This window comes from Lysinibacillus sp. GW823-FHT06C08 (assembly GCF_058795135.1).
The window spans coordinates 219,017-240,892 of record NZ_JBXAHN010000007.1; the positions used below are offsets into that span (position 1 = coordinate 219,017).

General features: G+C 37.0%; 20 protein-coding genes. 19 read left to right on the forward strand and 1 reads right to left on the reverse strand.

Going from position 1 to position 21,876, the window contains the following annotated elements; genetic code table 11:
- The first annotated feature begins 6 nt into the window (after positions 1-6).
- Genes AC1Q6O_RS16875 through AC1Q6O_RS16890 form a run of 4 tightly spaced genes read left to right on the forward strand, consistent with a single transcriptional unit; the run spans position 7 to position 6,137 of the window.
- The gene (locus AC1Q6O_RS16875; RefSeq protein ID WP_225316107.1) at positions 7-1,437 is read left to right on the forward strand and encodes a polysaccharide deacetylase family protein; all 1,431 of its coding nucleotides are present in this window, start codon (positions 7-9) and stop codon (positions 1,435-1,437) included.
- Positions 1,434-3,305, forward strand: a complete 1,872-nt coding sequence (locus tag AC1Q6O_RS16880; protein WP_008178018.1) for a glycosyltransferase family 2 protein — start codon at positions 1,434-1,436, stop codon at positions 3,303-3,305. The genes AC1Q6O_RS16875 and AC1Q6O_RS16880 overlap by 4 nt, the downstream gene beginning before the upstream one ends.
- On the forward strand, positions 3,302-5,053 hold the full coding sequence (locus tag AC1Q6O_RS16885) for a polysaccharide deacetylase family protein (protein ID WP_342550525.1): 1,752 nt from the start codon (positions 3,302-3,304) through the stop codon (positions 5,051-5,053). The genes AC1Q6O_RS16880 and AC1Q6O_RS16885 overlap by 4 nt, the downstream gene beginning before the upstream one ends.
- A 22-nt stretch (positions 5,054-5,075) precedes the next feature.
- Positions 5,076-6,137, forward strand: a complete 1,062-nt coding sequence (locus tag AC1Q6O_RS16890) for a glycosyl hydrolase family 18 protein (RefSeq protein WP_346037642.1) — start codon at positions 5,076-5,078, stop codon at positions 6,135-6,137.
- 103 nt (positions 6,138-6,240) lie between these two features.
- On the opposite strand, the gene gltC is transcribed toward AC1Q6O_RS16890, so the two are convergent.
- Entirely contained in the window at positions 6,241-7,143 is a 903-nt protein-coding gene (gene gltC / locus AC1Q6O_RS16895) for a glutamate biosynthesis transcriptional regulator GltC (protein WP_090003326.1), read from the reverse strand.
- A gap of 522 nt (positions 7,144-7,665) precedes the next feature.
- Between gltC and sufC the strand changes: the two genes are divergently transcribed.
- The 15 genes from sufC (at position 7,666) to AC1Q6O_RS16970 (ending at position 21,788) form a co-directional block, all read left to right on the forward strand.
- Positions 7,666-8,445: a Fe-S cluster assembly ATPase SufC gene (sufC, locus tag AC1Q6O_RS16900; protein ID WP_043990434.1), complete on the forward strand. Its 780-nt coding sequence runs from the start codon at positions 7,666-7,668 to the stop codon at positions 8,443-8,445.
- An 18-nt stretch (positions 8,446-8,463) separates the two neighbouring features.
- The gene (sufD, locus tag AC1Q6O_RS16905; protein WP_008178028.1) at positions 8,464-9,771 is read left to right on the forward strand and encodes a Fe-S cluster assembly protein SufD; all 1,308 of its coding nucleotides are present in this window, start codon (positions 8,464-8,466) and stop codon (positions 9,769-9,771) included.
- Positions 9,771-11,000: a cysteine desulfurase gene (locus tag AC1Q6O_RS16910; RefSeq protein WP_089986185.1), complete on the forward strand. Its 1,230-nt coding sequence runs from the start codon at positions 9,771-9,773 to the stop codon at positions 10,998-11,000. The genes sufD and AC1Q6O_RS16910 overlap by 1 nt, the downstream gene beginning before the upstream one ends.
- The gene (gene sufU, locus AC1Q6O_RS16915; protein WP_008178033.1) at positions 10,990-11,415 is read left to right on the forward strand and encodes a Fe-S cluster assembly sulfur transfer protein SufU; all 426 of its coding nucleotides are present in this window, start codon (positions 10,990-10,992) and stop codon (positions 11,413-11,415) included. The genes AC1Q6O_RS16910 and sufU overlap by 11 nt, the downstream gene beginning before the upstream one ends.
- Positions 11,416-11,514: 99 nt before the next feature.
- Positions 11,515-12,912 carry a Fe-S cluster assembly protein SufB gene (sufB, locus tag AC1Q6O_RS16920; protein ID WP_008178036.1) on the forward strand — a complete coding sequence of 466 codons (1,398 nt, stop codon included), beginning with the start codon at positions 11,515-11,517 and terminating at the stop codon, positions 12,910-12,912.
- A gap of 406 nt (positions 12,913-13,318) precedes the next feature.
- A complete protein-coding gene (locus AC1Q6O_RS16925; protein WP_043990435.1) occupies positions 13,319-14,314 on the forward strand; it encodes an ABC transporter substrate-binding protein in 996 nt (331 codons plus the stop codon).
- Positions 14,315-14,448: 134 nt separating this feature from the next.
- On the forward strand, positions 14,449-15,306 hold the full coding sequence (locus tag AC1Q6O_RS16930) for a DUF72 domain-containing protein (RefSeq protein WP_342530579.1): 858 nt from the start codon (positions 14,449-14,451) through the stop codon (positions 15,304-15,306).
- Positions 15,306-16,130 (forward strand): sulfite exporter TauE/SafE family protein, encoded by an 825-nt coding sequence (locus AC1Q6O_RS16935; RefSeq protein ID WP_025116650.1) that lies wholly within the window; start codon positions 15,306-15,308, stop codon positions 16,128-16,130. Before AC1Q6O_RS16930 ends, AC1Q6O_RS16935 begins: the two co-directional genes overlap by 1 nt.
- 36 nt (positions 16,131-16,166) lie before the next feature.
- Positions 16,167-17,531 (forward strand): bifunctional metallophosphatase/5'-nucleotidase, encoded by a 1,365-nt coding sequence (locus tag AC1Q6O_RS16940; protein ID WP_008178045.1) that lies wholly within the window; start codon positions 16,167-16,169, stop codon positions 17,529-17,531.
- 36 nt (positions 17,532-17,567) lie between these two features.
- Positions 17,568-18,677 carry an HD-GYP domain-containing protein gene (locus tag AC1Q6O_RS16945; protein ID WP_492401792.1) on the forward strand — a complete coding sequence of 370 codons (1,110 nt, stop codon included), beginning with the start codon at positions 17,568-17,570 and terminating at the stop codon, positions 18,675-18,677.
- Between the two features lie 23 nt (positions 18,678-18,700).
- The gene (gene yunB, locus AC1Q6O_RS16950; RefSeq protein WP_008178049.1) at positions 18,701-19,498 is read left to right on the forward strand and encodes a sporulation protein YunB; all 798 of its coding nucleotides are present in this window, start codon (positions 18,701-18,703) and stop codon (positions 19,496-19,498) included.
- Positions 19,499-19,604: 106 nt separating this feature from the next.
- On the forward strand, positions 19,605-20,522 hold the full coding sequence (lipA, locus tag AC1Q6O_RS16955; RefSeq protein WP_043990437.1) for a lipoyl synthase: 918 nt from the start codon (positions 19,605-19,607) through the stop codon (positions 20,520-20,522).
- Positions 20,523-20,554: 32 nt separating this feature from the next.
- Positions 20,555-20,905: a YutD family protein gene (locus AC1Q6O_RS16960; protein WP_008178052.1), complete on the forward strand. Its 351-nt coding sequence runs from the start codon at positions 20,555-20,557 to the stop codon at positions 20,903-20,905.
- 110 nt (positions 20,906-21,015) lie between these two features.
- Positions 21,016-21,543, forward strand: a complete 528-nt coding sequence (locus AC1Q6O_RS16965; RefSeq protein ID WP_008178054.1) for a D-glycero-alpha-D-manno-heptose-1,7-bisphosphate 7-phosphatase — start codon at positions 21,016-21,018, stop codon at positions 21,541-21,543.
- Between the two features lie 62 nt (positions 21,544-21,605).
- Positions 21,606-21,788: a hypothetical protein gene (locus tag AC1Q6O_RS16970; protein WP_174804721.1), complete on the forward strand. Its 183-nt coding sequence runs from the start codon at positions 21,606-21,608 to the stop codon at positions 21,786-21,788.
- The last annotated feature ends 88 nt before the right edge of the window (positions 21,789-21,876 follow it).

A 21,876-nucleotide genomic window follows, 5' to 3' on the forward strand; every position in this document is an offset into this window, starting at 1 on the left:
TGGGACATGAAACAGCTAAAAATATGTGGGCTTCTACTCCTGATGTTCTTAGCAGGATGTCAATCCACTCCTCAAAAAACGATTCAACCAATTGATTCTACTATAGAGATTAAGGAATCGGATGGTACGATGAGTGATTCAATCAGCCATGCCGATATTATTAAGCCAAAAGTGGCTCTAACATTTAATGGCTTTGCGGATAATCAAACAATGGAGCTACTGCTGAAGAAATTAGATGAATCTAATATGAAAGCTACCTTCTTTTTAGAGGGGCTACGTGTGGCACAGGAGCCAGAGCTTGTTCGAGACATTTTAAAAAGAGGTCATGAAGTGCAAAACGGTACATTGTCATTTCCAGATGTCACAGCTTTAGACTATGATCAAACGTATGAGGAGATTTATTTAACGAATCAAATATTTGAAGAGCATTTAGGTTATAAGCCTAAATATGTTCGAAGCCGTTCCGGTGATATTACAGATAATATGCGCTTAGCGGCTGCTGCTTTGGACATGAATGCAGTGATAGGATTATCTATTAATCCACTGGATCGAAAAATGCAAGGTGCCCAAGAATTGGTCGATTATATAGGCAAATATATTGATAGAGGCTCTATTATTCACCTCAATACGTATATTAATCCTGCCATTATAGATACCATCCCTTTACTAGCACAATTAGCAGAAGAGCATGATTATACAATTACTACTTTAAGTGATGTGTTAGATAACCGTTATTTAACAAAGTCATTAGAAGAAATAGCAGGTTATGATGCCATCAAACCTAATTTAAATTATGAAAATATCGAACCACATTTATATTATCGAAAAGAGACATCTAAAAAAGAAATGGCCATTACCTTTGATGACTGGGCACATGAACAGCAAGTGAAGGATGTTTTAGAAGTTTTAAAAAAATATAACATTAAAAGTACATTTTTCTTAATCGGTAGTGGAGTGGAGAAAAATCCTCAATTGGCAAAGTTAATACTAGAGGAAGGTCATGAAGTAGCAAGTCACTCTTATTACCATTTAGATGTAACTAAAATGACGCCAGAGGAAATACAGGATGATTTAGTGAAGGCCCATAAAGCTCTTACTTATGCGCTACAGGAACCACCGATACTTTATTTTAGACCAGCACAGGGAATTATGGATGAACGTACTGCCAAAGTGATTACCGCTGCTGGAATTAAAACCATTGCCATGTATGATATTGCATCCTTTGACTGGAATTTAGATTACAGTGCTCAGGATATTTACGATCGGGTTATATCTAGAGCGGCACCAGGTAAGGTCATTGTCATGCACATCTTAGATGGTACGAAAACAGTCGAAGCACTTCCATTAATTATTGAAAAGTTGCAGCAGGATGGTTATAGCTTTAGTAAAATGTCAACTTGGATAGAAGAAGATGCAAATGGGGATGTGAATAAATGATAAAAACGAAAAAAGAGGTTTTAACAGTACCGCGCTCGGATCGTCGGATTCTATCAAATATTCCTGATCCCGAAAATGTCCGGAACCTTGTCAATCGTCGAGGTGCATCTTATCAGAAAGAAGAAATTGATGCGACAGATGTCAATGAAATATATCGTCTCCAACAGCTTAGCTTACGCTATGAAACTCATTTTGAGGTAATGGTGAGAAGAGCAAGACGTAAAACCAGTTCAGACAAATACTATGCGGAAGATATTTCAGTTACGGGAATCCTTGTATATTCTCAACAGCCTCACCAATTATTAATAGATGAAATTTTAGAAATGAATTTTACAATTCCAGGGGGCGCAATGCCCGAGGGTTATGAGGCTAAAGTAAAGTTAAGGGCAAAGGTGGTACGACATTTTACCAAAGAGGTGGATGGTCAAACGCTGTATTACTTTGCTTGTGAATTTCTCCAACCTCTAAATGAATATATGGTAAAAAAGCGGTGGGGCATTTCTGTTTTTATGGCGAGTTTATTTTTACTGGTGGTCACTCTTATTGTCATGTTGATGAGAGCAGAAAGTGTTATTTATTTTAGGTTTAATAAATTTTTATACCTTTATAGTATTATAGCGGCAACGTTTCTATTAAGTAGATACCTATTTGGTATTTTCTATAAAAATGTACCAATCAATCCTCACTATGAGCCCGGTGTATCCATAATTATCCCTGTGTTTAACGAGGAAGAATGGATACATCGAACGATTTCAAGCTGTATTAATCAGTACTATCCTGTAGATAAGTTAGAAGTGATTGTCGTGGATGATTGCTCTACGGATGGGACGGAGGAAAAAGCTAAGGAAATGATTGATCTTATTCATTTTGAGGGTGGGCGTTTTAAAACGACTGATCGCTTAAAGTTTTCTAAGCTCCCTCAAAATGGTGGAAAACGTGAAGCACTGGTAGCCGGTGTTCATCAAGCAAAACATGATTTAGTGGTTTTTGTGGACTCAGATAGTTTTTTGGAGCCACATGCAATCCGCAATTTAGTACAGCCTTTCCAAGATCCTAAAATGGGTGGAGTAGCTGGTCGGACAGAGGTAGAAAATAAATTTACAAATGCTCTGACAAAACTACAGACAGTGCGTTATTATATTGCCTTCCGTATTATGAAAGCGGCTGAATCTTGGTTTGATACGGTGACATGCTTATCGGGACCTTTAGCTTGTTATCGAAAAGAACTAATTTTAAAAAATGAAACAGCCTGGCTCAATCAAAAATTTCTTGGGCAGCCTGCTACATTTGGTGATGATCGTAGTATGACAAACTATATTTTGAAAACTCATCGAACAGGTTATCAGGATAATGCAATTTGTTCGACGATCGTCCCCTCTGACACAAAGGTTTTTTTATCTCAGCAAATGAGATGGAAACGTTCTTGGTTAAGAGAATCTTTACGAGCATTTTTATTTATGTGGAAAAAAGAACCCTTCATGTTCCTTTTCTTCATCATAGGTTTAATTGTGCCAATTGCAGCACCCATTGTCGTCGTTTACAACTTAATCTATGTGCCGATTATGTATGGCGTGTTTCCGACTACCTTTTTATTAGGCTTACTTTTAATGGCCATGCTAATGAGTTTGGCTCATCTATTCTTTAGAAAAAGTAAATTATGGTTATTCGGGTTTATCTTCGTTCTTTATTATGAATTTATTTTACTCTGGCAAATGCCAGTTGCATGGGTAACATTTTGGAAATCAACATGGGGAACAAGGGAAACACCACAAGACGTTTTGGCAAAAGAAAAGAAAATAGAAAAGCAAAAATTACGAAAATCCCGATTTTCAATGTTGAAAATTAGAAAAATGGGTGAGAAGGAATGAAAGAGAAAAATGTAATTTTACAGCCAGCTAAAAAAAATCGAAGGAAAATTCTACGTTCGATCCTACAATTAATCGTTGTTGTCTTTTTAGCAGTCGTGTTAATTAAAGCCGTTTTTCTGACAGACAAGAGATTTGCTGAGGCGGTACCATTAAACAATAAAGAAGGATTTATAGCACTTTCCTATTTTGGGGTGAGTAGAAATGACTCCCCTAAATATGTGTCAAAGAAGAATTTAGAAGAACAATTAACATTGCTTGAAAAACAAGGCTATCAAACGATTACACAACAGGATATATTGGATTTTTATCAAAAGAACAAGCCATTACCTGAAAAAGCATTGTTTTTATCATTTGAGGATGGACGTACGGATTCTAGTATTTTCGCACAAAATATTATGGAGAAATTAAATTACAAGGCTACGATGTTTACGTATGCCAATAAAATGGATACCCGTGATCATAAATTTTTAAAGCCAAAAGATTTGAAGTTGATGGAGAAAAGCGGCTATTGGGAATTAGGCTCTAATGGGTACCGACTAACCTATATTAATATTTTTAATGATAAAGGGCAGTCCTTAGGAATGATTGATGAAAATAATATACCAAATAAAACAACAATCGAATATTATAACCACTATTTAATGGATTTTATTCGTAATCAATATATGATTCCAAGTGAAACTCGACAAGAGATGGAAATTCGAATTAAGAAAGATTACAAGCTTATGCAGGATATCTATCAGCAAGAGTTTGGGAAAGTTCCAAAAGCGTATGCCATTATGCATGCTAATTCATTGTATAACAATATGGACCCACTGGTGCAGAGTGCCAATGACAAGGAAATTAAAGACAAGTTTCTTATGCACTTTAATTTAGAATTGAGTGCCTATAATGATAAAGATAGCGATCTATATAACTTGAATCGATTACAAGTATCCCCCTATTGGTCAACCAATCATGTAATGATGAAGATCAGACAGGCTAGCAATCAAAATGTAGAGTTTAAAATAGGAGATCCTGCAGTAGCTCAAAAATGGCATACAGTTAATGGGGCGGCAGAATTTGATCAGAATAAAGTCATATTAACATCAGCTCCTTCTAGTGAAGGTAGGATTCTTTTAAAGGAAACAATGCCACAACAATATAATGCGAATTTTACATTTAAAGGGAATGTTGTTGGTGAACAAGCGTTCTACGTCAATTATGATGATAAAACAAATAGCTATTTACGCATTGCCTTAATCGATAATGAGCTTGTAGTAAGTGAAAAATTACCAGCTTCAGACATTGTGGAAAAGGCTCGTTTTCCATTGAATGAGATTAAGTGGAATGAAGAGGAGTATGCATTTAATAAGGCGACCGTCTATACGTATCAGGATACCCAAAAGGGATCGCGGATTGTTGAAGAAGAATACCCAAGAAACTTAACAAAAAATAGAGTATTTAACATTGCAGTAAATAAGGATAAAATAAACATAGATGTAGATAATATATTATCTGAAACTATTCAAATAAATCCTAGCCTTCATGGATCACAAATAGGATTTGGGGCGATGTTTAGTCATAAAGATACGTCCCATGAACAGTATGCAGATGATATATACGATACATTAATTGAAGATATTTTAATTACAGATAGAAAAGATCAAACCATTTTTACAAACCAATATACGAATTTCGAGAAGGTGAAGTATAAAAGTACAACATTGTTTAATCATGTTGTGGATTTCTTTATTGAAACCTTCTAAGTTGGGGTGAAATTTAAAACAAGTGAAAAATTTTATATTATTTATCTGTATAGCCCTGATTTTTATCACTGCTTGTAGTAATAGTAAAGAACCACCGGCTATAGCAAAGGAAGAATTAAAAGATAAAGCAAAGCTCCGTTTATCTATGTGGTTACCTGAATGGCAAAATCAATTAGCCTTAGAAGATGTTCAAAATTCTCAACAAGGATTACAAGATATACGTGTTTTCGGTGCGTATTTTAATGATCAAGATGAATTGTTGCTAACGGATAATGCAGTCGATATGTTGCAACAGACACAGCAGCAATACAATGAATCACATCGTGTAATCCTAACGCTTATTAATGATTATGTGACAGATAATGCTTCATCTGTTCAAAAGGATAGCACACTTTTGCATAGGCTATTACAGGATTCTGCAGCAAGGAAAAAGCATATCCATAATATTTTGCAGGTAGTTGAACAATACCAACCGGATGGCATCGAAATTGATTATGAAAAGATAGCTAAAGAGGACCTATCAAAATATGTTCAATTTTTAAAGGAGCTTTACCGAGAGCTTGCCAAAAGGAATGTTACACTGCATGTCGTGCTAGAGCCTAGCTTTCCATTTGATATGAAGCTACCAAATGGGCCTAGCTATACGGTAATGGCCTATAATGTACATGGTTATCATAGTGGACCAGGTGCAAAGGCTACTTTTACCTTCCTCAATGATTTAATAAAAAAAATCAAGAAATCCAATCAAAAATTAGCCATCGCCTTTGCCACGGGTGGTTTCGATTGGGTAGCTCAAGGGAATACGGTTGCATTAACGGAGCTTGAGGCTGAAAAAGTGTTAGCTGAAACAAACGCAAACAAAAAACGCGATAAAGCAAGTGGAGCGGTTTATTTTACGTATACAGATTCTAGTAATCGTAGTCATGAGGTTTGGTATGCTGATCAGGAAACACTTGAAAAATGGGTCAAATATGTTCAAAGGAAGAGCTATCATGATGTAGTGTTGTGGCGTGCAGGTGGATTAGGTGTCAAAACATTACAGTGGATTAATGAGCAAGAAACTGGAGAGCGCTCGTCGCCCTAAAAAAATCACCAATAATGAGAATTTCAACGAAAGCCATCGAGATTATATCAAACATCTCGATGGCTTTTGTCTACAGTTTGAATCGCCCATCAAGGCGATTTTTTTATTGAAATTGGGACAGACGTGAAAAGAAACCTTTGACGAAATTTAGAAAAATGGTTTCTGATGGAGCGATTTCTCGATTTACTGGAGAAATAATGCCAACTGTCCTTGGGATGGAGGGTGATTCGATGGGCACCTTTACAGTAAAGCGAGCAGCAGAATCATAAAGTGAGCTTTCTGGTAACAGACTAACACCTATTCCAGCTGCTACCAAGCCTTTAAGTGCATCCAAATCTTCACCCTCTGAAATAATATTAGGCAAAAATCCTGCAGCACGACAGGCATCCATAGCCACTTTATGCAATATATAGCCATCTGGGAATAACACAAATAGATCATTTCTCAATTCTGCAAGCTGGATACTCTCTCTTTTCGCCAATGGATGATTGGCAGGGAGAAGAGCTGCAATATTTTCTGTAAACAATATAGTCGACTCAATAGACTCATCTTTAGGAGGAAGCGGACCTAAAAAGGCAAGGTTTAACTCTCGATTTTTGACAGCATCAATTAAAAATCGGTAAGAACCTTGTCGTAGATGAAATTGTAAATTCGGATGCTCACGTTTAAAGGCTGAGATAACGGTTGGAAGTACATAGCTAGCCAAGCTTGTTGGAAAGCCAATCTTAATAGAGCCCTTAGCAGGATCAAGATATTCTTCTACTTGTTTGGCAGCAAAATCAATGGCCTTCAATGCTGTAATGGTATGTTCAAGAAATGTCTTCCCAATAGGGGTTAATTTCACATTACGACCTACTCGTTCAAATAACGGAGTACCTAATTCATCTTCAAGATTTGCGATTTGCCGACTAATGGCTGATTGGGCTACGTGAAGATGCTCAGCGGCTTCTGAAATATGCTCGCGTTCAGCAACCTCCACAAAATAGCGTAATTGACGTAACTCCACTAACATTTCACCTCTATTAATCTAAAAATAAGATTGATTATAGCTCAATTATATAGTATTGAAGATAAAAAGTGACTGTAAATACAGAAAAAAGTTTAAGTATTCAGTAATCTCGTACGATAGAATTTTATTGAGTGTAAAAGAGATTACCTTGAAAATATCTTCATTTTAATTGATTCCATTTTAATGAAATAGGTTATAGTATAGTTATGGTTGTTTATGCAAATTTGTCACAAAACCTCTACAATTAACCCTTTTCACGAGGTTTCCACTATGTAGCTAGATGAAATCAATTCTCAATTAGGGATAATTCATTGAAAATGAAGAAAGTCTATTCTCAATATCTATTCCAAATAGTAATAATCTGAAAATGCTTACAAAGCCTTTATTTTTCAAGATTTTATTTGAGGAGAAGGAAAGTAATTGAAATGGTTTGCATAGAGAACGATTTTCAGTTAAGATTAGAATGATGATAATTAAGGAATGGTCGACCCATTCACTGAACACTATGGAGGTATTTTCATGTCAACTTTAGTTATTAAAGATCTTCACGTTGCTATCGACGGGAAAGAGATTTTAAAAGGCGTAAATCTTACAATTAATACAAACGAAATTCACGCAATCATGGGACCAAACGGGACTGGTAAATCAACACTAGCTTCTGCTATTATGGGTCACCCTAAATATGAAGTTACTTCAGGTACTGTTGAGCTTGATGGCGAAGATGTACTTGAGATGGAAGTAGACGAGCGTGCTCAAGCTGGTTTATTCCTAGCTATGCAATATCCTTCTGAAATTGCTGGTGTTACAAATGCTGATTTCTTACGCTCAGCTATCAATGCTCGCCGTGAAGAGGGCGATGAAATTTCATTAATGAAATTTATCCGTGAATTAGATAAAAGCATGGAATTCCTAGAAATGAACGAAGATATGGCACAACGTTATTTAAATGAAGGTTTCTCTGGCGGTGAGAAAAAACGTAATGAAATTCTTCAATTAATGATGATTAAACCAACGATCGCTATTTTAGACGAAATTGACTCTGGTCTTGATATTGATGCACTTAAAGTAGTATCTAAAGGTATCAACGCAATGCGCGGTGAAGGCTTTGGCTGCTTAATGATTACGCACTATCAACGACTTCTTAACTACATTACACCAGACCATGTACACGTAATGATGCAAGGACGTGTTGTGAAATCAGGTGGTGCAGAGCTTGCACAACGCTTAGAAGCAGAAGGTTATGACTGGATCAAAAAAGAATTAGGTATTGAAGAAGAAACAGAGGAACAAGAAGCATAAGAGGGAGGACGAACTAGCATGACAGTGGAACTTAACTTGCCTGTAACAGTACAGGACGTGCGCTCGTTCTCAGAAGCAAATGGTGAACCAACTTGGTTTACTGAGCTTCGCGCGGCAGCACTAGACAAAGTAACTGGTTTAGATTTGCCAAAACCAGATAGAACTAATATTACGAAATGGGATTTCATGAACTTCCCAGCATTTACAGTTCATAGTGAGGCATATCCATCATTGGATGCTTTACCTGAAGAAGCAAAAGGATTAATTGACCTTGAAGCGCAAGGAAACCTTTATATTCAACGCAATAATACACCAGCTTACATTAAAACATCACAAGAGCTTGCTGATAAGGGTGTTATTTTTACAGATATTTTCACAGCAGTTCGTGAACATGGTGAGCTTGTTCAAAAATACTTTATGACTGAAGCTGTTAAAGTGGATGAGCATAAGTTAACAGCGCTTCATACAGCACTTGTTAACGGTGGCGTATTTGTTTACGTACCAAAAAATGTAGTCATTGAGCAACCACTTCAAGTTGTTTTCTTAAACGATAATGCTGATGCATCATTATACAACCATGTACTAGTAGTGGCAGAAGCAAATTCTGCTGTAACATACGTGGAAACATATATTTCAACGGTTGAAGAAGCAAAAGGCCAAGCAAATATTATTGCGGAAGTAGTTGTCCAAGATAATGCGCAAGTAACATATGGAGCAGTGGATGTGCTTGCAAAAGGCTTTACGACATATGTAAACCGTCGTGCACGCTTAGCGCGTGACGCAAAAGTAGATTGGGCTCTTGGTTTAATGAATGACTCAGATACAATCTCAGAAAATATTACTCATCTAATTGGTGACGGTTCTCATGCAGATACAAAAACAGTAGTTGTTGGTCGTGGAGAACAAAAACTTAACTTCACTACAGAGGTTCGTCACTGGGGTAAAAACTCAAACGGGCATATCTTAAAACATGGTGTCATGAAAGATGCAGCTCAATCTATCTTTAATGGTATTGGCTATATCGAACATGGTGCAACGAAAGCAGATGCACAACAAGAATCACGTGTATTAATGCTTTCTGAAAAAGCTCGTGGGGATGCAAACCCAATTTTATTAATTGATGAAGATGATGTAACAGCAGGACACGCAGCATCTGTTGGTCGAGTAGATCCATTACAGCTTTACTATTTAATGAGCCGTGGTATCTCGAAAGCAGAAGCAGAGCGCCTTGTTATCCATGGATTCCTTGCGCCAGTTGTTACGCAATTACCAATTGAGGGCGTTCAAAAGCAACTGACGGAGGTTATTGAAAGGAAAGTTCGCTAATGATGAAAAAAGACATTAAAAGCTATTTCCCAATTTTAAATCAGGATGTAAATGGTCATAGACTTGCGTATCTTGATAGTGCAGCGACGTCTCAAAAACCTGTTCAAGTAATTGAAGCAATTAAAGCTTATTATGAATTCGATAATTCCAATGTTCACCGTGGTGTGCATACATTAGGAAACCGTGCTACAGATAAATATGAAGGTGCGCGTGAAAAGGTTCGTAAGTTTATTAATGCTCAATCAACACAAGAAATTATTTTTACTCGTGGAACAACGACAGCATTAAATACAGTAGCAGCCAGCTATGGACGTGCAAATGTTGCTGAGGGTGATGAAATTGTCATTACTCAAATGGAACATCACTCCAATATTATTCCTTGGCAGCAGTTAGCCAAAGAAAAAAAGGCGACATTAAAATACATTGAGCTAGAAGCTGATGGAACGATTAGTTTAGAAAAAGTACGTGAGACGATTACACCGCAAACAAAAATCGTGTCGGTGTCAATGGCATCAAACGTACTTGGAACTATTAATCCAATTAAAGAAATTGCGCAAATTGCACATGCTAATGGTGCTGTTATGGTGGCTGATGGAGCTCAAGCTGCTCCGCATATGAAAATTGATGTCCAAGATTTGGATGTAGATTTCTTAGGGTTCTCTGGGCATAAAATGTGCGGTCCTACTGGAATAGGTGTACTATATGGTAAAAAGGAACACCTTGAAAAGATGGAGCCAATTGAATTTGGTGGCGAAATGATCGATTTTGTTGGGTTATATGATTCAACGTGGAAGGAATTACCGTGGAAATTTGAAGGTGGAACGCCTATTATTGCAGGTGCAATAGGATTAGGTGCCGCTATTGATTTCTTAACTGAGATTGGGCTAGATAATATTGCAAAGCATGAGCATAAGCTTGTTGGCTACGCAATGGATCAGCTTGAAACCATTGACGGTTTAAAAATTTTCGGCCCACGTGACCCAATGAAACGTTGTGGACTTGTGACATTTAACTTAGATGATGTCCATCCACATGATGTGGCAACAGTGCTTGATATGAATGGTATTGCTATTCGTGCTGGTCATCACTGTGCACAACCACTAATGAAATGTCTTCAGCAAGTAGCGACAGCGCGTGCAAGCTTCTATCTGTACAATACAGAGGAGGATATTGACCGTCTTGTTGCAGGGTTACGTTCTGCGAAGGAGTATTTTGGCGATGTCTTTTAATAATTTAGATCAACTATATCGTTCAGTCATTATGGATCACTATAAAAATCCTCGTAATAAGGGTGCTTTAGAAGGTGAAGCTGTAACGATTGATATGAACAATCCGACATGTGGAGACCGTATTCACTTAACATTAAAAGTGACTGACGGTATTGTAGAGGATGCCAAATTTGATGGTGAAGGCTGTTCAATTTCTATGTCCTCTGCTTCCATGATGACTCAACTGATTAAAGGGAAAAAGGTAGATGAAGCTTTAGAGCTTGCTGATATTTTTTCTAAAATGATGATGGGTGAAGAGTATAGCGATAAATATGACCTAGAGGATGTTGAAGCACTGCAAGGTGTCTCACAATTCCCTGCTCGTATTAAATGTGCAACATTAGCTTGGAAAGCAATGGAAAAAGGTGTGAAATAAATCATACTGCCTTGTCGGCTGGGTGAAAGTGACATACTTTCACTCAAGGCAAGGGTCGAATACCTTGAAAAATACATCTCAATGAACGGAGGATAAACGATGGCTAAAAAAATGCCTGATATCGGCGATTACAAATACGGTTTCCATGACAAGGACGTATCAATTTTCCGTTCAAAACGTGGTTTAACTGAAGAAATCGTCCGTGAAATTTCAAATATGAAACAAGAGCCAGAGTGGATGCTAGAGTACCGCTTAAAAGCACTTGAAACATTTTATGCAAAACCAATGCCACAATGGGGTGGCGATCTTGGTGATTTAGACTTTGATGAAATTACGTACTATGTAAAACCATCAGAAGCTACACAAAAATCATGGGATGAAGTACCTGACGAAATCAAAGCTACTTTTGATAAATTAGGGATTCCGGAAGCAGAACAAAAATATCTTGCGGGTGTATCTGCACAATATGAGTCAGAGGTAGTTTATCACAACATGAAGCAAGACCTTGAAGATCTTGGTATTGTGTTTAAAGATACAGACTCAGCATTACGCGAAAACGAAGATATTTTCAAACAATATTGGGGTAAAGTAATCCCGTACACAGATAATAAATTTGCGGCATTGAACTCAGCTGTATGGTCAGGTGGATCATTTATTTATGTACCACCAGGTGTTAAAGTTGAAACACCTTTACAAGCTTACTTCCGCATTAACTCTGAGAATATGGGACAATTCGAACGTACGCTAATTATTGTGGATGAAGGCGCGCATGTACACTATGTTGAAGGTTGTACAGCCCCTGTTTACACAACAAATTCTTTACACTCAGCTGTAGTAGAAATTGTTGTTCGTAAAGATGCCTACTGCCGTTATACAACGATACAAAACTGGGCAAACAACGTATACAATCTTGTAACGAAACGTACAGTTGTTGAAGAAAACGGTACAATGGAATGGATTGATGGTAACATTGGTTCTAAATTAACAATGAAATACCCAGCATGTATCCTAAAAGGTGAAGGTGCTCGTGGTATGACATTATCTATTGCATTAGCAGGTAAAGGTCAACATCAACATGCTGGAGCAAAAATGATTCATATGGCACCAAACACATCTTCTACAATCGTTTCTAAATCGATTGCTAAACAAGGTGGTAAGGTTACGTATATGGGACAAGTTCGTTTCGGTCCTAAAGCTAGCGGTGCTCGTGCCAACATTGAATGTGATACGCTGATTATGGATAACCAATCTACTTCTGATACAATCCCATACAACGAAATTCTGAATGATAACGTTTCTTTAGAGCATGAAGCTAAAGTTTCAAAAGTATCTGAAGAACAATTATTCTATTTAATGTCTCGTGGTATCTCTGAAGAAGAAGCGACAGAAATGATCGTAATGGGCTTCATCGAGCCATTCACAAAAGAATTACCAATGGAATACGCAGTAGAAATGAACCGTCTTATCAAGTTTGAGATGGAAGGGTCTATCGGGTAAAATTAAAATAAAAGGGGCAGATTCTAATATCTGCTCCTTTTTTACGTTTTCTATGAGGAAGTAGAGGATGCTTTTATAGCCTTCGATAAAATTCAAGGGGCACTTGAGAGTAATTGCTGAGAAAATGGAGAGAAGCAGCGAAGCCCTCACTTATCCCTTTAGGGAGGGCAATGTTCAAAGCTTTATTCAATCATCAGATTAGGAACTTATTAAGCCCTGTATTATAACGGGTTTTACCGGGTAAAGTATTAATTAACCCTTGTCACAACTATGATTGTGGCAAGGGTTTTTGTTTTGTATGAAAAATAATTTTCTTAATATATTGAAATAATAGTGGATTTTTATAAGGAGACATACTAAAATGATAATGAGAATCAATATCAATTAAGAAAGGAAGTTTGAGTACATGAGAAACAAGTTTCTATTTATTAGTATGATAGCGGTATTTATGCTGATCCTCGCTGCATGCGGAGAGAAGAAAACAACGGAGGAGGATACGTCCACAGATTCGACGAAAGAGGAAGTGGCACAAACACAAGATGATTCTAGCAATGAAAATGGGACAAGAACCATTGATTATCTTGGAGAAAGCTATGAAGTGCCAGATAAGGTCGAAAGAATTGTTGTTACGGGTGCGATGGAGGCCATGGAAGATATGGTTGTACTTGATGTTCATCCAGTAGGAGCGATTGCGGTCGGTGGTAAATTCCCTGAGTTGTACGCTGCTGTTACAGATAAGGCAGAGTCGATTGGGGAGAAGATTAAGCCAAACTTTGAAAAAATATTAGAATTAGATCCAGATGTGATTTTAGGCTCAACGAAATTTCCAGAGGAAGTACAAAGTAAATTAGAGAAAATTGCTCCAACCATTTTAGTTTCGCATATCTCTACGAATTGGGAATCTAATTTAAACTTATTAGCTGAATTAACAGGCAAGCAAGCAGAGGCAGAAAAAATATTATCTACATATAAGGCGGATATTGAAGCGGCAAAATCTAGCTTAACAGAAAAGCTAGAAGGCAAAAAAGTAGCAGCCATTCGAATTCGTGGGGGACAAGCTTATGTCTATCCAAAAGAGGTATTTTTAAACCCTGTTTTATATGGTGAGCTTGGTTTAGAAGTTCCTGCTGAAATCGCTAAGGCGAAATCACAAGAAGCGATTTCTGTTGAGCAACTAGCGGATATGAATCCAGATTATTTATTTGTGCAGTTTTCAACGGATGAAAATGCGGATGCTCCAAATGCGTTAGAAGATTTTAAAAAGAATCCCATTATCCAAAATATCAATGCCTTTAAAAATGAGCAAGTATTTGTTAATGTTGTGAACCCACTAATGGAAGGTGGCCCAGCGTTTAGTCGTATTACTTTTTTAGAAGCAATCCAACAAAATCTTGATAAATAACTTGTTTGGCATGAGTTCAATTTGTATAAGGACTCATGCTTTTTCTTTGTGAAAAGCTAGATTTTTTACATGATGTTTAATTGTATGAGAAGACTGTATGCTATGATTATGTTGTAGATAGAGGAGGATGTCACATGATTGTAGTTGGATTAACTGGATGGGGCGATCACCCTTCACTTTATAGTGGAGTGACTACTTCAAAGGATAAATTATTTGATTATACAGGTCATTTTTTAGCAGTGGAAGTAGATACTTCCTTTTATGCCATACCATCCAAAGAGAATGTTCGTAAATGGTGTGAGAATACACCGGAGAATTTTCGTTTTATAGTGAAGGCCTATCAAGGCATGACGGGGCATTTGCGGGGAGAAATCCCTTTTGAATCCAAAAATGATATGTTCAATGCTTTTATTGAATGTGCCCATGAATTTAAACGTTTGGGGAAACTAGGAATGGTTTTAGCTCAGTTTCCACCGTGGTTTGATTGTCAGTCGAAAAATGTTCAATACTTATTGTATATTCGTCAACAACTAAAGGATTTCGAAGTGGCTATCGAATTTCGCAATCAAACATGGTATACAGATAATGTAGTACAACAAACAATGGACTTTTTACAAGAGCATCAATTGATTCATACGATTTGTGATGAGCCACAGGCTGGTGTAGGATCTGTGCCCTTCCATCCTGTAGTGACTGCAGATAAGGCACTGGTACGTATCCATGGGCGAAATATACATGGTTGGCGCAACACGGGGAATGCTGAAAATTGGCGCAAAGTTCGCTTTTTATATGACTATAATAAAGAAGAATTGCAGCAGCTTGGACAGCAAATCACGAAGCTTGAGTCCGAGGTGCAGGAACTATTTATATTATTTAATAACAATTCAGGTAATCATGCAGCTAAAAACGCGAAGGAATTACAGGGTATTTTGAATATTAAAGATGTTGGGTTAGCGCCTAAACAATTAAACATGTTTGAAGGGGAATTATAATGGCGTTTATTTTATTAATAATTATTGCACTATTTTCCGGTCTCCTTGGCTCATTAGTTGGGCTAGGCGGTGGCGTGGTATTAGTGCCAGCAACTTTATATATCGGTTTAAACCTTGGAATGATTCCAGATATAACACCACAAAAAGTAGTTGGTTTATCTGTTGTCATGATGATATTTACAGGACTTGCCTCCACATTAAGCTATATGAAATCAAAAACGGTGGATTATAAAACTGGCTATATATTTTTTATCGGCAGTATTCCAGGCTCTATTTTGGGCGCTTGGGTTAATAAAGGTTTAGATTTACCATCCTTCAATTTATACTTTGGTATTTTGCTTATTATTTTATCGATTATTTTACTTGTACGCGACAAATTGAAGCCTGTAAAATGGTTTGTGAAAAATGGTCTGCAACAAGAATTTACGGATGCCGAAGGGAAAACCTTTGTCTACGGATATCCGATTTGGTTTGCGATTTTATTTACGTTCGGGGTGGGCTTTGCCTCGGGGCTATTTGGTATAGGTGGAGGCTCAATGATTGTGCCGGCTATGATTATTTTGTTCTTATTTCCCCCACATGTAGCAGTAGCAACTTCGATGTTTTTAGTGTTTTTAACGTCTCTTGTTAATACGGCCAGCCATGTATATTTGGGGCATGTTCCATGGCTTTATACAATTCCTGTCATACCAGGAGCCTTTATTGGTGCGAAGCTTGGTGCGGCGTTAAATAAAAAAATTAAATCAGATACGCTTGTACTGGTTCTTCGAATTATTTTATTATTATTAGGAATTCGTTCCATCGTTGAAGGGATATTGGCTTAATCGGCTAGACTAGCTAATGAAAATGAGGTGGCTTTAATGCTTGAAAAAATCCATATTTTTCACACAAATGATTTGCATAGTCATTTTAAGTATTGGCCACGAATGCAAAGCTATGTGAAAGAGGAGCGCAACAATCTAGCGAGAATAGGGGAAACGAGTTATTTGTTTGATGTGGGAGATCATTTAGATCGCTCTAATATTTATACTGAAGCGACAATTGGTAAGGGGAATGTACAATTACTGAACGAGGCAGAATATGATGTAGTGACAATTGGGAACAATGAGGGCATTACATTGTCTCATAATGAGCTTTTTCATTTATATGATGATGCAAATTTTGATGTCGTTGTAGGTAATATTGATGCGGTTAATGGGAGAAATCCAGCCTGGCTGAAGCCCTATGTGGTGCTTACAACAGAGAAGGGAACACAGCTAGGGATAATTGCAGCCACGGCTATGTTTGACGTGTATTATGAGGCGTTAAATTGGCAGTTGGTTGAAGCGCGTAGCACACTTCTTCGTTTAGCCCATCAACTACGTAAAGAGGTCGATATTGTTTTATGCCTCTCACATTTAGGGATAACCGAAGACGAGCTATTAGCGGAGGAATGTCCAGAAATTGATGTCATATTTGGTTCTCATACACATCATGTCTTGCCAGAAGGGAAACTTGTCAATGGTGTTTTATTGACAGGTGGCGGGAAATTTGGACAATATACAGGACATCTTGTTATCGAATATGATAAAAAAATGAGGAAAATTGTTGAAAAAAAGGATACTTTAATTCATAATAAGGACTTGCCAAATATCCAAAACGAACAGCAAATTGTACAATCCCTAGAGGATGAAGGAATTAGAATACTGGATACACCAGTATTTACGACCGAAAAATCTTATAATAAGGAATGGTTCCACTACTCACAGTTATCTGATTTATTTGCACATGCTATTTTAGAAAAAAGTGGTGCTGACTGTGCCTTGTTTAATGCAGGAATTTTTTTAGATGGCCTCCCAAAAGGAAATGTGACTGCATTAGATGTGCATCGGATTTTTCCACATCCTATTAATTTATGTACAATTGAATTATCCGTTACGGAAATAAAGGAAATTTATATGCAATCCAAAAATGAAGAATGGCCCTATATTGAATTAAAAGGATTAGGGTTTAGAGGTGTAATTTTTGGAAAAATGTTGACATATGGTTTTTCCATGAACGACAATCGTCAGTTATTAATTAATGGAAAGCTGGCAGATAATAATCACATTTATAAACTTGTAACTTTAGATTTGTTTACTTTTGGATATTTTTATCCAAGTTTCAAATATGCAAAGAAGCAATATATATTACCAGAATTTTTACGGAACATTATGATAGATTATGGTCAAAGTTTCTTTAAGTAATAGCGTTAGCTTAAAGAATAGATTGGGGAAGAAATCATGCGATTAATTTCAATCGATGTATTAAAAGAAGGAATGGTATTAGGCAGAACCATTTGGAATGAGGCGGGGCATCCGCTTTTAAAGAAGGATGTCATCATTAATGACCGCATTATTCAGAGACTTCAACAGTTAAATACACATTACCTATACATTGACGATGATATTTCGGAGGGCATTGAAGTAGAAGAAACTGTGCCACCTGCGATGCGAAATAAAGTCATTACAACAATTAAAGATTCATTTCAATCAATCGATGGTTTAAATTCAGTAAATGCCTCTTATATATTAGATCAACAATCAAAGACAATTGTCTCGATTGTAGATGAACTACTTGCTGCTGTTACTGGAAATGATGAAATATTAACGATATTAACAGATGCTTATTTATTTGATGAGTATTTATATCAACACTCCTTCCAAGTGACACTTTACTCGATAGCCATCGCCAAAGAGCTCGGCTACTCTGCTGAGGATTTACGGTTAGTAGGGATTGGTGCATTACTACATGATGTAGGTAAACTAATGGTACCAAAAGATATCCTAACAAAACCAGGTCGTCTAACTAATGAAGAATTTGAAGCGATGAAAATGCACGCCCGCTATGGCTTTGATTTATTACGCAATTTACATTCTATTTCATTGCTAGTGGCCCATTGCGCTTTTCAACATCATGAGCGTATTGATGGAAGTGGCTACCCACGAGGATTAGTTGATTTTGAAATTCACCCATTTGCCAAAATTATTGGCGTAGCCGATGTCTTTGACGCGGTTACAACGAATCGAGTATATCGTGAAAAAATGCTTCCTTCACAAGGACTAGCTATTGTAGAGGCAGGCTCCGGTACGCTATATGATGCTCGCATCGTAAAAGCGCTTAAAAGAGCTGTCGTTCATTATCCAAATGGTGTTATCTTAAAATTATCAGATGGTCGACGTGGCATTGTATCTAGACAAAACCCATTGGATGCAGCATTACCATGGATTCGTATTTTTGAGGAGCAAAATCAACTGCTCGCAGCTACATATGAAATTAATTTAGTGGACTATCCAAATGTTTTAATTGAAAATGTTGAGACGGATTATATGGTTCCTGCAAAGGTAGAATAAAATACTCCTCCTGTTCATACGTTATGGAACAGGAGGAGATTTTTTTGTTTTTCCCTCGAAAAAGGATGAAATTGCGCTCTTATAATAAACGGGGAATACGTCTTAATCGATTAACCATTTTAATTGTTAGTATGGTTGTTTGTCTTATATTATTTATTTATTATTTAAATGAACGGCTCATGCCCACCTATTTGCAATATGCAGAGGTACAAACTACAAAAATTGCATCATATGTAGTAAGTAAAGCCATTAACTCAAGAACCTCCAATGTATTAGATGTAAATGATATCATTGAAGATATTCCTCCAGGTAGTTCTGATATGATGACGACAAAGTTTAATACGGAAATTATTAATCGTGTACGAGCGGAGACATTAGAGCTTGTAAAAATGTATTTAGAGCAGGCAGAACAAGGAGAGCTATCACATTTGCCTGAATTAGATAATGTTGAATATGATATTAACAGAATTCAGGATGGCGATGGCATTGTCTTTTTTGTACCGCTCGGGCAAGCCGCGAATATTCCTTTGCTCGGAAATTTAGGACCAAAAATCCCTATACGATTCCATGTGATCGGAAATGTCCATAGTAATGTCACCTCATCCATTCAAGAATTTGGGATTAATAGTGCGTATGTAGAAGTGGGCATTCATTTAGAGGTAAATGTCCAAATTATTGTTCCGTTTGCAAGTAAATCCTCAACCGTTGCACAGGATATTCCTGTAGCTATGGGGTTAACTAGAGGTCCAGTCCCGAACATCTATACCAATAGTAGTGATGCGCCTCAACCATCCATTGAAATACCTGTGCCATTTAAATAGAAATGTTTACTGTGATAGTTGTTGGAGTTCATTTATTATGTTACATTGACAACAGTGAAGATAGTTAATATAAAAAATGCATATTTTTGATAGGGGCGATATCCGTATGACATCTTGTAAACCTACAAGTAAAGAAGAACATTTAAGAAAACCAGACTGGCTAAAAATAAAACTAAACACTAATGATGAATATAAAGGTCTTAAGAAGCTAATGCGTGAGAAAAATCTTCATACGGTTTGTGAAGAGGCTCGCTGTCCAAATATTCATGAATGCTGGGGAGAAAGACGTACAGCTACAATGATGATTCTTGGTTCGGTTTGTACACGTGCTTGTCGATTTTGTGCAGTAAAAACAGGGTTACCCAATGAATTAGACTTGGCAGAGCCAGAACGTGTTGCAGATTCAGTAGCAATTATGAACCTAAAGCACGTTGTCATTACTATGGTAGCGCGTGACGATTTAAAAGATGGCGGAGCGGAAGTATTAGCAGAAACAGTCCGTGCTATTCGCCGTAAAAGTCCTTTCACATCTGTTGAAGTATTACCATCCGATTTAGGTGGTATGAAGGAAAATCTTCAAATGTTAATGGATGCGAAGCCAGATATTCTAAATCATAATATTGAAACCGTGCGTCGTTTAACACCAAGAGTACGTGCTCGTGCAAAATACGAGCGATCTTTGGAGTTCCTTCGTCTAGCTAAAGAAATGCAACCAGATATTCCGACGAAATCATCTTTAATGATTGGTTTAGGAGAAACTCATGAAGAAATTTTAGAGGTAATGGATGATTTACGAGCAAATAATGTGGATATCATGACGATTGGTCAATATTTACAGCCTACGAAAAAGCATTTAGCAGTTAAAAAATATTATTCACCAATAGAGTTTGGGAAACTGCGAAAAATTGCTATGGAAAAAGGCTTTAAACATTGTGAAGCTGGCCCACTTGTACGTAGTAGTTACCATGCTGACGAACAAGTAAATGCTGCAACAAAAGAACGTCAGTTACAAGCAGAGCTTTAAGCGTCAAGGATGAACAAGAGGGTGGTGTCACTTTGATCATAGTTGAAGGATTGGAATATGAACTATTAAAAGATTTTCGTGAAGCCTTTCAGGAAGAAGTTTTTCAGGAAAGGTATTCCGATATATTGGCTAGATATGATTATATAGTAGGTGATTGGGGCTATAACCAATTACGTTTAAAGGGCTTTTTTGATGATAAAAATCAAAAGTCGACTTTTGATACGAAAATAAGTACGCTTCAAGATTATTTATACGAGTATTGCAATTTTGGCTGCGCTTATTTTGTTTTACGTAAAACAGGAAAAGTTATGAAACCGCCAGAGGTGTTGGATGCGAATGAAGTAACAGCGCAACCAAACGACCAAGAACCATTGGCAGAATAAAGGGAAGAAACTTGATGCGATATGCATCAAGTTTTTTTCTTTTTTTTATTAGCTTTTGTATGATTGGGGAATAATAAAGCTCAAAACAGCTAATTAAAGGTGAGATACAAATGAAAAGAGCCGTCTTTTTAGACCGTGATGGTGTAATCAATGAAGTATTAACAACACGCGTTAAATTTGTTAATAAGCCTAGAGATTTATACTTTTTACCACAAGTTCCAGAAGCCATTCGCAAATTAAATAAACACTTTGACTATATTTTTGTTGTGACAAATCAAGGGGGTGTTGGTTTAGGCTTTATGAGTGAAAGAGGCTTGCAAAAAATACATGAGCATATGGTCAAGGTGCTAAAGAAAAACGGTGCCATTATTCATGAAGTAGTTTATTGTCCACATAAGCCTAAGTCAGGCTGTGCCTGTAGAAAACCTAATAGTAAACTAATTATTGATTTAGGAAAAAAATATAATATTGATTTATCGAAATCCTATATGGTGGGTGATACGGATACAGATATTATAGCGGGAAAACAAGCAGGTACAAAGGGCGTGTTTTTAGGAGAGGATGACCCGTTAGCAGATGCAATTTTTCCTGATTTGATGAGCGCTGCTCGGTGGATAATAAAGGATGCAACAGCTTGAGAAAAGAAGCTACAAGAAGTATAAAACGTTGAAAAAAGGATAATTTATGAGTGGAGGTGATGATGTTGACGAAGGATAAGCGCAATAAAAAGCCCCTAGATCGTGAAGAATATGGATATGGTTTTGATATTAGTGTAGATGATTTAGGCGTGATTGGTCAAAATAACGAAGCGAAAAAGCAAAATAATAATGAAAATAAAGACAAGCCACATAATAAAGATAATCCATCCACGCTCAATAAATAATCGATCTTAAAAGATTTCGCAAAAGCCAACTGGTGAGCGGAATTTTTTTATCTTGATTGATTCACAAAAAATGCTCGTGCAATATAAT

Excerpts from the sequence above, each read along its gene's own strand:
- AC1Q6O_RS16930 (WP_342530579.1), top strand. The coding sequence starts at position 14,449 with ATGATTGTAGTTGGATTAACTGGATGGGGCGATCACCCTTCACTTTAT.
- AC1Q6O_RS16970 (WP_174804721.1), top strand. The coding sequence starts at position 21,606 with ATGTTGACGAAGGATAAGCGCAATAAAAAGCCCCTAGATCGTGAAGAA.
- AC1Q6O_RS16935 (WP_025116650.1), top strand. The coding sequence starts at position 15,306 with ATGGCGTTTATTTTATTAATAATTATTGCACTATTTTCCGGTCTCCTT.
- sufD (WP_008178028.1), top strand. The coding sequence starts at position 8,464 with ATGACAGTGGAACTTAACTTGCCTGTAACAGTACAGGACGTGCGCTCG.
- lipA (WP_043990437.1), top strand. The coding sequence starts at position 19,605 with ATGACATCTTGTAAACCTACAAGTAAAGAAGAACATTTAAGAAAACCA.
- AC1Q6O_RS16910 (WP_089986185.1), top strand. The coding sequence starts at position 9,771 with ATGATGAAAAAAGACATTAAAAGCTATTTCCCAATTTTAAATCAGGAT.
- AC1Q6O_RS16875 (WP_225316107.1), top strand. The coding sequence starts at position 7 with ATGAAACAGCTAAAAATATGTGGGCTTCTACTCCTGATGTTCTTAGCA.
- yunB (WP_008178049.1), top strand. The coding sequence starts at position 18,701 with ATGGAACAGGAGGAGATTTTTTTGTTTTTCCCTCGAAAAAGGATGAAA.
- AC1Q6O_RS16925 (WP_043990435.1), top strand. The coding sequence starts at position 13,319 with ATGAGAAACAAGTTTCTATTTATTAGTATGATAGCGGTATTTATGCTG.
- sufC (WP_043990434.1), top strand. The coding sequence starts at position 7,666 with ATGTCAACTTTAGTTATTAAAGATCTTCACGTTGCTATCGACGGGAAA.
- AC1Q6O_RS16940 (WP_008178045.1), top strand. The coding sequence starts at position 16,167 with ATGCTTGAAAAAATCCATATTTTTCACACAAATGATTTGCATAGTCAT.
- sufB (WP_008178036.1), top strand. The coding sequence starts at position 11,515 with ATGGCTAAAAAAATGCCTGATATCGGCGATTACAAATACGGTTTCCAT.
- AC1Q6O_RS16880 (WP_008178018.1), top strand. The coding sequence starts at position 1,434 with ATGATAAAAACGAAAAAAGAGGTTTTAACAGTACCGCGCTCGGATCGT.
- sufU (WP_008178033.1), top strand. The coding sequence starts at position 10,990 with ATGTCTTTTAATAATTTAGATCAACTATATCGTTCAGTCATTATGGAT.
- AC1Q6O_RS16885 (WP_342550525.1), top strand. The coding sequence starts at position 3,302 with ATGAAAGAGAAAAATGTAATTTTACAGCCAGCTAAAAAAAATCGAAGG.
- AC1Q6O_RS16945 (WP_492401792.1), top strand. The coding sequence starts at position 17,568 with ATGCGATTAATTTCAATCGATGTATTAAAAGAAGGAATGGTATTAGGC.
- AC1Q6O_RS16965 (WP_008178054.1), top strand. The coding sequence starts at position 21,016 with ATGAAAAGAGCCGTCTTTTTAGACCGTGATGGTGTAATCAATGAAGTA.